Origin of the sequence: Micromonospora sp. B9E7 (assembly GCF_039871815.1) — a bacterium.
Taxonomy (GTDB): Bacteria; Actinomycetota; Actinomycetes; order Mycobacteriales; family Micromonosporaceae; genus Micromonospora.
The window spans coordinates 32,401-43,498 of record NZ_JBDPLX010000005.1 but is presented as its reverse complement, the minus strand read 5'-3'; the positions used below and the strand labels follow the sequence as shown (position 1 = coordinate 43,498).

General features: G+C 66.8%; 10 protein-coding genes and 2 pseudogenes. 6 read left to right on the top strand and 6 right to left on the bottom strand.

Translation table 11 applies throughout. From position 1 onward, the window contains the following. Positions 1-84: 84 nt before the first annotated feature. Complete coding sequence (locus ABGB10_RS09605; RefSeq protein ID WP_347660520.1) at positions 85-684, top strand: response regulator transcription factor; 600 nt, start codon at positions 85-87, stop codon at positions 682-684. 38 nt (positions 685-722) lie between these two features. Beyond that, positions 723-1,346 (top strand): response regulator transcription factor, encoded by a 624-nt coding sequence (locus ABGB10_RS09600; protein ID WP_347660519.1) that lies wholly within the window; start codon positions 723-725, stop codon positions 1,344-1,346. Positions 1,347-1,451: 105 nt separating this feature from the next. Here the strand turns inward: ABGB10_RS09600 and ABGB10_RS09595 are convergent. The 5 genes and pseudogenes from ABGB10_RS09595 to ABGB10_RS09575 all read right to left on the bottom strand — a co-directional run. Next, a pseudogene (locus ABGB10_RS09595) lies at positions 1,452-1,601 on the bottom strand (non-reducing end alpha-L-arabinofuranosidase family hydrolase); the annotation flags it as partial. A 182-nt stretch (positions 1,602-1,783) separates the two neighbouring features. Continuing rightward, on the bottom strand, positions 1,784-2,362 hold the full coding sequence (locus ABGB10_RS09590; RefSeq protein WP_347660518.1) for a hypothetical protein: 579 nt from the start codon (positions 2,360-2,362) through the stop codon (positions 1,784-1,786). A gap of 158 nt (positions 2,363-2,520) precedes the next feature. Further along, entirely contained in the window at positions 2,521-3,720 is a 1,200-nt protein-coding gene (locus tag ABGB10_RS09585) for an ABC transporter permease (RefSeq protein WP_347660517.1), read from the bottom strand. Next, positions 3,717-4,364, bottom strand: coding sequence for an ABC transporter ATP-binding protein (locus ABGB10_RS09580; RefSeq protein WP_347660788.1), 648 nt, complete (start codon positions 4,362-4,364; stop codon positions 3,717-3,719). The genes ABGB10_RS09585 and ABGB10_RS09580 overlap by 4 nt, the downstream gene beginning before the upstream one ends. Before the next feature lie 29 nt (positions 4,365-4,393). After that, positions 4,394-5,635 (bottom strand): hypothetical protein, encoded by a 1,242-nt coding sequence (locus ABGB10_RS09575; RefSeq protein ID WP_347660516.1) that lies wholly within the window; start codon positions 5,633-5,635, stop codon positions 4,394-4,396. Positions 5,636-5,786: 151 nt separating this feature from the next. Between ABGB10_RS09575 and ABGB10_RS09570 the strand changes: the two genes are divergently transcribed. The 4 genes from ABGB10_RS09570 to ABGB10_RS09555 all read left to right on the top strand — a co-directional run bounded on the left by ABGB10_RS09570 (position 5,787) and on the right by ABGB10_RS09555 (position 10,170). After that, positions 5,787-6,476, top strand: coding sequence for a response regulator transcription factor (locus ABGB10_RS09570; RefSeq protein WP_347660515.1), 690 nt, complete (start codon positions 5,787-5,789; stop codon positions 6,474-6,476). Then, positions 6,473-8,257: a HAMP domain-containing sensor histidine kinase gene (locus ABGB10_RS09565; protein WP_347660514.1), complete on the top strand. Its 1,785-nt coding sequence runs from the start codon at positions 6,473-6,475 to the stop codon at positions 8,255-8,257. Before ABGB10_RS09570 ends, ABGB10_RS09565 begins: the two co-directional genes overlap by 4 nt. Before the next feature lie 1,118 nt (positions 8,258-9,375). Beyond that, positions 9,376-9,897 carry a peptidase inhibitor family I36 protein gene (locus ABGB10_RS09560; protein ID WP_347660513.1) on the top strand — a complete coding sequence of 174 codons (522 nt, stop codon included), beginning with the start codon at positions 9,376-9,378 and terminating at the stop codon, positions 9,895-9,897. Positions 9,898-10,020: 123 nt separating this feature from the next. Continuing rightward, positions 10,021-10,170, top strand: a complete 150-nt coding sequence (locus tag ABGB10_RS09555) for a hypothetical protein (protein ID WP_347660512.1) — start codon at positions 10,021-10,023, stop codon at positions 10,168-10,170. 268 nt (positions 10,171-10,438) lie between these two features. Here the strand turns inward: ABGB10_RS09555 and ABGB10_RS09550 are convergent. Then, positions 10,439-10,738, bottom strand: a pseudogene (locus ABGB10_RS09550) (site-specific integrase); the annotation flags it as partial. Between the last annotated feature and the right edge of the window lie 360 nt (positions 10,739-11,098).

Genomic DNA, 11,098 nt, shown 5'->3' with positions numbered 1-11,098 from the left:
TGGCCGTCCGGTCGCACGACGCAAGTTAAGTGGATGTCAAGACGACGTGTTTATGGTCGTGCGGCGATCTACAGGAGAGTCCGTATGACAACAATCGCTGTCGTCGCCGCCGGGTCGGTGGTGCGGCACGGCGTCTGTCGCCTACTTGCCGAGGCGTCGTCGAGGTTCACGCCGTGTGGCTTCGCAACCCTGGCGGAGATGCCTGCCGAACTAGCCCCGGAAGTGGTGGTGATCGACTGGCCGACCCGTGCCGTCGACGCGCTCGTCCGCATGCTGCCGACCGACTCCCGTGCCGTGCTGCTCTGCGACCCGGGCGACCCGCCGGACCTGGGTCAGGCGATAGCCGCCGGCGCGCGAGGTTTCGTGACCCGTGACACGGAGGTCGACGACCTGATCCTCGCCGTGGAGGCCGTACGGCACGGTGGGATACACCTGACCGCCGACATGCTGGGCATGTTGACCGGGGACGGTGAGCGTTGCCATCTCACGCTGGGTGAACGTGAGATCGAGTTGCTGCACTGGGTGACGAGGGGCCTGACAAACGAGCAGATCGGTGGGCGGATGAGCCTGACGAAGTCCACCGTCACCTCGTACGTCAGGCAGGTGCGGAGCAAGTTGAACGCGGCCAACAAGGCCGACCTGACGCGACGCGCGATCGAACTCGGGTATGTCGTACCGCTCTGACCGGGAGGTGCCGTCGTGAACCAGCCCAAGGACCACGCGTGAGCACCCTCGAGGTGGCGGTGGTGTCCCCGTCCGACGTCGCCCGGGCCGGGTTGGTCCGGTTGGTGTCCAACCTGCCGGGCCTCGAGGTGAGCCTCGAACTCGCCTCGGTCGCGCGGCTTCTCGCTCTCCCGGCCGGCCCGCCCCTGGTCATCGTCGACATCACCGGGTTGCGGAGCGCTTCCGTGCACGACCATCTCTGGTCGGTGCTGCCGCGGCGGACCCGGGCGGTGCTGGTGTGCCGGCCGGACGTGCGGCTGTCGCTGCCGGACGCGATCCGGGCCGGCGTCCGCGCGATGATCCTCGCCGACGACGCCGAACGGGATCTGCGGACGGCCACCGAAACCGCCGCCCTGGACAGCGTCTACATCAGTCCGGGGCTGGTCGAGGCCATGTGCGGCCTCCTCAGTCCCGACCGGGTTCACCTGGCCGACCAGGAGATCAAGGCGTTGCGGCTGGTCGCCAGCGGGTTGAGCAACGTGATGATCGGCGAGCGGATGGGCGTGACCGAGTCGACCGTCGGCACGTACCTGAAGCGCATCCGGGCGAAGTTGAACGCTGCCAACAAGGCAGAACTCACCCGCCGGGCGATCGAACTGGGCTACGTGTCGCCGCACCGGTAGGACTGTCACGACACAGCGGGGCCCCGCTGGTTGCCGGGCCCCTGTGTGTTGGGCGTGGTGTCAGCGTTGCAGGGTGAGCAGGCCGGATCAGTAGGGCAGGAGGCCCTAGTATCCGCCAATAGTTGGGGGATCGGGCCTTGGTAGAGCAGTTGGAGGCTGCAGGGGTCGACAGTGAAGGTTTGGTCGGCGGTGGTTGCGAATGAGTTCGCCGTGGCCGATGTCGTTGGTCCAGGTGGCGCCACTGTTGGCTTTGCCCTGGAGCGCCGCAACCCGGCCTCGCGGCGATGACAGCGGCATTGCCTATCCGGCGATCCTCGATGTACGGCCTCGCGCCCGGGTCCTGACGCCGGCTTCCGGCGTCGGCGTCAGGACCAGAGCGTTGATCCGCTCGACGTCGGCGCCACCCACCGGGTGACGCCGCGCCCCAACTCCCGCCGTTACTTCCGCTTCGCGGCGACCTCCCGCTGACAGGCCTGCCCCAGGTCCATCACCTTCTGAGCCGATTCCGAGTCGCTCTTCGAGATCGAGTTCGGGTCGGCCTCACCGTCGCGGACGGTCCAACTCTTACCGTCATCGCCCAAGGCGGCATTCTCAAGACCCTTGCCCTTGAGGCACTTCACGACATCGCGCATGAAGTCCCCCACCTCCGGATTGGCCGGGTCGAGTTCCCATGGCTCCAGCGGCAGCAGGTTCTCACAAGCCTTGTTCGCCGCCGCGCTCTTCGCGGAGCCGCGGGAGGTGCCCTTGGCCCGTTCCTTCATGACGTCGAAACCGTGCTCGATCATGCAGTCCTCGTAGGGCTTGTAGCGCGCCTTCGTGTCCTCCAGGGTGTCGTCGAGGCGTTTACGGGGACGCTCGGCCTGCTTGGCCGACACGGCTACGGAGGGCGTTCCACTCTCGAGCGTCGCCACATCCGCCTTGCCACCGGCACCCGCCTGAGAGTCGGTGGAAGCCGAGCAGCCAGCGCCACCAATCACCATCGCGATGGCGACCGCGGCCACCGAGAATTTCATCATCGTGCTGCCATCCTTATCGTGTGCCTTCTGTCGGGCCTTCGGCGTGGTACGGCCCGTCGGCATCCAGAATCACCACTGACTGTCAGAAAACTGTTTGCTGGCGGCGCCCACATGGCAACGACCCGACGGGACCTGGCGTCTTCCCCAAGGTGTGACCATCAGGCCGAGGCGAGCGCCTCGGTCGGGGTAAGTCGGGAGGCCCGGACCGACGGGTAGACCCCGGCGATCACGCCGACCGCGACGGCACCGCCGAGCCCACCGGACGTCGCCGGCAGCGAGACCACGATCGGCCAGCCGTGGTACACCGCGTAGCCGGCGACGGCGACCATGCCGAGCAGGGTGCCGGCGACGCCGCCGAGCGCGGCCAGCGCGGCCGACTCGGTGAGGAACTGGGCTCGGATCTGGCCCCGGTGCGCACCCAGCGCTCGGCGCAAGCCGATTTCGGTACGGCGTTCCAGCACGGAGATCACCATCGTGTTCGCTACTCCGATCCCGCCGACGAGCAGCGCGACCAGGGCGAGACCGAGAAACAGGGACGAGAAGTTGTTCTCGGTGGCCCGTTTCGCGGCGAGAGCGTCCGACGGGCGGGTCACCACGACATCCCCGGGTTGGACGGGCGAGATGGTGGACGGCAGGACCGCACGGACGGCCTCGATCGCCGACTCTCTACATTGGATGTAGATGACCGTGGGGTGTCCGTCGAAGCGGAGTTGACTGCGGGCCGATTCCCAGCCGACCAGGACCGAGCGGTCAATGTCCGGCGAGAGCGGCGTCTGGGCGAGAATGCCGACAACGGTGAACCAGGTGTCACCGATGATCACCAATGGCCCGGCGCCGGCGGTGCTGCGCAGGTCACTGAAACCGAGCCGGGCCGCGGCGACGGAGCCGAGCACCACCGTCGGAAGCCTCTCGGTGGCGGGGTTGAGCCAGTGCCCGGAGCGCACCTTCGCGTTGATGGCTGGCAGCAGGTCGAGGCGGGCGGCGAGCACGGTCAGGCCCGACCCGTCGCGGGGATCGGTGCGGTCGTTACGGCGCACGAACGTGTGGGTGTTGGCGACCGCGCTCGCAGCCGTGACCGGGCCGATGCGCTTCACCATCGCCGCGGCCTCTTCGGGAAGCTTCGGCGGCGGGTTGACGTCGTTCTGGGCCATGGCCTGCAGATTGTTGGTGCCGAGCGCGGAGAGTTCGCGCAGCAGCGCCGCCTGGCTGGAGGCGGGGATCCCGGTGACGACGACCATGGTGGCGATGCCGATCGCGATGCCCAGCGCGGAGAGGGCGGCCCGCGCCTTGCGGGTACGGATGCCGAGCAGCCCGACGTCGAGCAGGTCGAGCGGGGAGAGTCGGATCCGGCGGATCACCGGGCAGCCGCCGTGTCACGGACCAGCCGACCGTCGCGGATCTCGACGCGGCGGGGCAGGCTGGCGGCGATCTCGTTGTCGTGAGTGATGATGGCGATGGTGGTGCCTTCCCTGTTGAGCTGGTGCAGCAGTTGCAGCACGGCGTACCCGTTGGTCGTGTCGAGCGCGCCGGTGGGTTCGTCGGCCAGCACGAGAGCCGGACTGTTGACGAGGGCTCTGGCGATGGCGACACGTTGACGCTCGCCGCCGGAGAGTTGGGCCGGCCGGTGGTTGACGCGATGGGCGAGGCCGACACGGTCGAGAGCCTCGAGCGCGAGCGGGCGGCGACGTTTGCGTGGGATTCCGGCATAGAGCAGGCCCGTGGCCACGTTCTCGGCGGCGGTGAGGCCGTCGGTCAGGTGGAACTGCTGGAAGACGAAACCGAGCCAGTGCCCACGCAGGGCGGAGAGCTGGCGGTCGGCGAGCTTGGCGACGTCCTGGCCGCTGATCAGAACGGTGCCGGAGGTGGGTCGGTCCAACGTGCCCATGATGTTGAGCAGGGTCGACTTGCCGGAGCCGGAGGGTCCGACGATGGCGAGTAGTTCGCCTTCCACGATGTCGAGGGAAACCCCGCGCAACGCGTCGACCCCGCCGGCGTAGCGCATGCCCACGCCGCGGGCAGAGAGCACGATGCTCACGAGGTGGTCACCACTTTCGTTCCCTCGACGAGGCCGTTGCCCTTGATCTCAACGAGTCCCTTGGCGAAGATGCCGGTATCGACCGCGACCAGGGCTCCACCCTCGAGCTGGACGGCGTAGCCACCCTCGTTCAGCGCCAGCAGCGCACCGACCGGAGCGACGAGAACGCCCTTGTGGGTCTCGGCGGCGAAATCGACCTGCACCTCGGCGGCATCGATCTTGGCGATGGTGTCGGGCTTGTCCACAGCGACGGTTACGGTGACCTTGGGTACGGCGTTACTCGAGCCGCCGTTCTCCTCCGCGGGCTTCACGGCGGTATCGATGGCGGTAACCTTGCCGCTGACCGTGCTCTCATCGGGCAGGTGCACGGTCGCCGGATCGCCCTGCTCGATCGAGCTTGCGTCACCCACCTCCATCTCGAGGCTGATCGCCTTGGTGGTCTGAGTGACCGACATCAGCGGCGCGCTCGCGTTCTCACCGGGCAGGACGGCGACGGAGTCGATCCGGACCGCGCCGACGAGCACCACCACGTCTCCGGGCTCGATCGTGCCCGTCTCCGGAACGTGCAGGTCTCTCTGCCAGCGCTTGACGGCGGCCCGGAGCGCGGTGGTCAGAACGCCTTCGCCCTTCTGCACCGTCACCCCGGGGCTGGACTTGGGTGACGGCGAGTTGGGTGAGGGCGACTTGGCCGACTTGGACAGCCGGGTACCGGGCTTCGGCTGATCGCCGACGTCATAGCCGAGGGTCTTCAGATTGTCGGCGACGACCCGCACGTCCCGGCCAACCATGTCGGGGTCCTTCAACGGGCGGTACAGCGGTATGCCGCCGTAGAACAGCGACACCGGCCGGTCGTCGACGCGGTACAGCTGCTGGCCACGCTTGATCGACATTCCCGGCATGGGCAGCCAGGTCACCGTGCCCTCTTTGCCACCCTTGAGCGTTTGGGCGGCGCCGTAGCCGAGACGGCCCGTCAGCGACTGCGACGTCGAAATATCCTGCTTCACCAGCGCGATGGTCTCCACACCAACCGGTTCGCCATCAGCCGGCGGCGGGGTACCGCCAGCCCCGGCGAACCAGACGACACCGGCCGCAGCGGCGATCCCGGCGACGAGAACAGCTGGGACCACTGTTCTCAGGTAACGTCGGCGCGGCGTCGGGTCCGCGTCGACGGCCGGAATGACCTGAGTCTCAGAATCAGACGACTGCGCTGGTGGGGTCAATGGCATGGCGCCGATCATCAGACGCGAATATCAGAATCCTGTCAGGCCAGACCACGATCTTTTCGCGGCCGATGCGTCTCGTCTCGTACCGGTGCGGGCAGCGACGAATCGTCCGTCCCGGGAACGGCACCGGACTCAGGGCCTTGCCGCCTGACCTATAGTCGCCGTCGTGTGCGCACATGTGCTGCTCGCCGAGGACGACGAACGGCAAGCCGAGGCGTTGCGCCGCTATCTCGTCGCGGAAGGTCACGAGACCACGGTCGTCCATGACGGCGAAACGGCGCTACAGCAGGCCCGCCAGCAGCAGTTCGACCTGCTCGTGCTCGACGTGATGATGCCGAAGCTGGACGGCCTGCAGGTCTGCCGGACCCTGCGGCAGGAATCGGACGTGCTGATGCTGATGCTGACCGCCCGATCGAGCGAGGACGACCTACTGCTCGGGCTGGATCTGGGTGCCGACGACTATCTGACCAAGCCCTTCAGCCCGCGAGAACTGGTGGCCCGGATCCGAACGCTGCTACGCCGCGTCCGCACGAAGCCTCAGGAGTCACCGGCGCACCGGGTCGGGCGCCTCACCGTCGACGAACCGCGACGCACGGTGACCGTCGACGGCATTCCGATTGACTGCACCGCCGGCGAGTTCGCGATCCTGGCAGCGATGATCCGCCAGCCCGGCCGGGTGTTCACCCGCACCCAGCTACTCCTGCACACCCGTGGCATCGACCGGGAGTCGACCGGACGCACCATCGACGTACACGTCATGAACCTGCGGCGAAAAATCGAGGCGAACCCCCGCCGGCCACAACTTCTGCTGACCGTGTACGGCGTCGGCTACAAGCTGAACGCGGCGGCACCGTGACGCGCCAGCGGATCCCGCTACACCGCAGTCTGATGGTGCGGCTGCTGGCCACATCCATACTGGTGGCTGTCTGCGCGATCCTGGCGACCGCCTGGCTGGCCGTCCAGTCGACCACGCGGGCGATCCAGCAGGAGCAGGGACGCTCGCTCGCCGACGACAAGAGTATCTACGACACGCTGCTGGGCTACGCCGCCACCCATCGGGACTGGTCGGGTGTGACGGCAGTGGTCACCGAGCGGGCTGGCAAGCTCGACCGCCGGATCACCCTGATGACCCCGGATCGGCAGCCGATCGCCGACTCCGCACCGGACGGGCCGTCGCTGGATACGGCGCGGCCGTCGGCGACCATCGACCCGTTGCAGGTGGACCTGAGCCTGACCGGCGGGACCGAACGGGTCGACGCGCGCGCGATCGGGCCGTACCTGCTGACCAAACGGGAGAGCGCCGTCACCCGTAGCCTGGCCTCACGGCAACTCGCCTGCATCCGCGACCACCTGACGGGCGGCACGATTGTCGTCAGCCCGACCGGGCGGGCGTCCGTGCAGGTGGTCAACCCGGGTGAACGCGACTTCACCATCGCCTGCCCACCCGGCGAGTTGGCCAAGCCCATGCCGAGCGAGGCCGATGGGATCGCGCAGCTACAGACCCTGACGAAAAGGTGCCTGCAGGAAAAGGGTGCAGGTGTTCGAGTCGCCATCAATCCAGACCGCACGGCCAGCCCGACCGACGACGCCAAACTGGACAAGCAGATCGACGAGTGCCTCCAGAAGTCACGCCTGGTTCAACTGAAGGAGTACGTGGCACCGCCGGCGCTCCTCTTCGTCACCGACAAGTCGCGGGGCACCACCGGACCGGTGTTCAACCTCTCCCCAGCGAACATGATCCGCATCGCCGAGGTGACCGGGGCGGTGCTGGCCGTCACCGTGTTGATCACGATTCTGGTCGGGCGCCGGCTGGTACGACCCCTGCGGGCACTGATCGAGGCCACCCGCCAGTCGGCGGACGAACAGGGCCCGGTGCCGGTGACCACCCGCAACGAAATCGGGCTCCTGGCCACCGCGCTCAACGAACTCGCCGCCCGGCGGGAACAGACCGAGGCGTTACGCAAGACCATGGTCAGCGACGTGGCGCACGAGCTGCGGACGCCGCTGAGCAACATACGCAGCTGGCTGGAGGCCGCCCAGGACGGCCTCGCGCCACTCGACGCGCAGCTGCTCGTCCTGCTGCTGGAGGAGGCATTGCTGCTCCAGCACATCATCGACGACCTCCGGGACCTGGCCGCCGCCGACGCCGGCGACCTGCGCGTGCACCGCGAGTCGCACGATGTGGCCGACCTGTTGGAGCAGGTCGTCGAGGCGCACCGAGGCGCCGCCGAGGCCGCCGGAGTACGGCTGGGCACCTCGGTGGTCGCCGACCCGCAGGTGGCGGTGGACGGTGCCCGGCTGCGCCAACTCGTCGGCAACCTGGTCACCAACGCGGTCCGGCACACCGCCCCGGGCGGCTCGGTCACGGTGCACTGCGCGGTACTGCACGACGAGCTGACCATTGCCGTGGTCGACACCGGAGCCGGCATCGCACCCGCCGACATACCCAAGGTCTTCGACCGTTTCTGGCGGGCCGACGACTCGCGGACGCGCAGCACCGGCGGGAGCGGGCTCGGCTTGTCGATCGCCCGCAAACTCGCCGAGGCGCACGGCGGCACGCTCGGCGTCGAAAGCACCCTCGGCCACGGCAGCACCTTCACCATCCGACTGCCGGTCATGGCACCGGTCCCGCACTGACCGCTTGCCCACCCGTGCAGCAGGCCACGCCTCCACTGAGCGTCGGCGCGTGCAGCGGCACGTGACCGTCGAGCAGGGGGTTGCGAACCAGGTAGAAGCATGGCCGCCGACACAGAGGGGGACCGCCGCCGTTGGTCGTCTGCGGACGATTGCCTGAGCTGACGGACGCTAGACGAGTAGTGCCGAAGTCCGGTCAGTGGTAGCAAGCGATCAGTGACCGGGTAACGGGTGGTCCTGTCTTGTTGTTGTGTCAGATCGCGGCGGCCATGGCCAGGAGACGCCTCGCCGTAACGGGCCTTCTCCCGCTTGCGGGAGGGCCGCAGCAGTTCGATGCCCTGCTCGGCCAGGTCCCGCTCGACACCTTGGACGCGAAGCCCGTATCCGATATCAGCAGAATGCCGTGGTGTTCGGCCACCACCGGCCTCGACCTCAAGCGTCGCGGCGAGGACCTTCCGCTCGCCAATCTTCGGGTTGGCCAGGGCCCACAGGATCGGCATTCCAGTCGGGTGCACACCAAGGACAGCCGCAGGCCCCAGAAGAATCGCGAGTGGGAGGTGCAGTAGCCGTATCCGGCCCAGCCGGCGTGATCCGAGCGTTGCGCCGTCGAGCGGGTCGCTGGGGCAGGTACGGGAACATGCCGGCCAGATGAATACGGCGTAGCGCATCCAATGCGCCTCCGAGTGGGCGCCGAGCAGAACCTGCGCCACCGCCAGGCACACCAGTTCAGATTCGGTCAGCAGCGGTGGCCGGCCCCGCCACCGGGGCGTGCGGATGCTGTCGTCGATCTTCACGTACAGGGGCGGTCAAGAGGGTATCCAGGTCTTGCGCCACAACACGATCTTGGATGCCCTCTTTTCATGCCCAGACCATCGACCCCTGGCAAAGGAACTACTCGTCTAGTAGATCAAGTGCAAATCGAATGCCCTCTGAAAACGCGGGGTAGCTCAAATTCAGTCGCTGTCCACTGTTCTGGAAGCTCTCATCAAGTGCGCGACGATAGCCTGTAGGACGCGGTGGTGGTGGCCAGTCAGGGGCGTCACGGTTCACACAACAATGCCTGCGGGTTGCCGTTCACCCCACCGCACCGGTTTCGAGAGACTCTACGGATTGAGGCACCAATGTACAAACACCTCGTCTTCAGGGCGCTCGCCCTCGCTGCGGCTGCGACCGGCACTGCGGCGCTGCTCCCTGGGGTCGCTCAGGCGGCACCGTACCCGTGCCCGGACGGGCAGATCTGTATTTACTCGGGGTTGAACCAAACCGGGTCTGTCGCCGTTCTGCCGGAACTCCAGCCCAATGGAGCCACCAAGTTCAAGGCAGAGATCGCCGATTTCCGAGGCTACACCTTCTATAATCGCAAGACCCTCAACGATGCGGCGTCCTCGATCACTAACAATACCGACCACTGGGTGTTCCTGTATCAGGATGGGCACTACAACGGGTACACATTGAACAAGAAGCCAGGGCAAGCATCGATCATGCCGCACTCGAAGGCGAACTTCGATGGCAGTCCTGTATTCGATTTTACCCCCCTCCCAGACAACACTGCGTCCTCCATCACCGTCGGCCAATCGTTGAGCTGCGATCGCAGAGACTGGCATTATGATTGCCATATGACTCCTACGTATCCGAATAGCTGAGACCTGCCTCGGTGTTTTTCAGAATGTCAGATCGTCCGCCGTGGCCGAACTAGCTCGGAAATAGATCGGGAATGGGCGTGTGTCAGCATTCCCGGGACGGCCAATGTTGCGGAGTCTCGGGCGGTGAGTAAGCTGCTGGACAGCGGCTTTCCTGGCGAAGCAGACGCGCGCGTCGTGAACGCTCCCGGTGCCGACGTGCGTCCGGAATTGCCGGATGACAGCCTGGATCCATGGCTCGGATCGTTGGGTAGCGGTTTACAAGTTGACGCGTAGATGACGAATGTGCCCTTCTGGGCTGCGACGATCTGGTTTATCGACGACCTGATCTGCGCGGCTTGGGAGGGCACTTTCGGTGCACCGATCTCATGGGTGGCATGCGGACGGCGCGGTGTTCGATGAGGGCAACGTCAGCGGCCCTGCAGGCGCTTCACGTTGTCGCCGAAGGTCCACCCCTTCGACCCGTCCCAGTTCGCCGACCAGGTCATCAGGCCCTTGAGGCCGGGCACCGAGTTCCAGGCCTGCGTGACCAGCGACGTCGACAGGTAGCCGCGGTCAGTTGGATGGTGGCGTGCCCGAGCTGGTCCTGCACCGCTTTGAGATCGGCGCCGGCTTCCCGCGCCAGGGTCGCCGCGCCGTGCCGCAGGTCGTGCAGCCGGTGTGCTGGTCCAAGGCCACGCTCCGGCGGCTGGTCGCGGACTTCGGTGGCCCCTCGTGCACGTCGTAACCGGCGGTGGTGCGCTGCCGCACCACCGACAGCTGGCCCGTGTGCAGGTCGATCTCGCTCCACCGCAGGCCGGCGGCCCTCACCGCAGCGCAAACCCCGCAGGGCGATCAGCCACCACATCGGGCGAGTTCGCCATCGAGTTGGATTCGTTGACCACGGCGAAGAAGGCCGTGGTGGTCATCGGTCACTCCATGGTCGACTATCGATGTTAGCGCCAACGAACGCTGTTCCTAGCCGCTCCGCGAAGTGGTGGCCTGCCGTTGGTCGTGAACGAGTGATCAGGTCACGGGTCGCGGTGTGTCATCGGTCGATGTTCCCAGCACGTTACGTCTTGACGAACGGCATGTTATCGCTCACAGTCGATGCCTAAGGACGACGACACGACGGCTTGCCGGGCGAGCCTGCTTCGTCGACCTCGAATCAGGCGTGCACCAGGGCATGTAGGCGGCTTGTTAGCGCTAACTCCTCCGACGCATG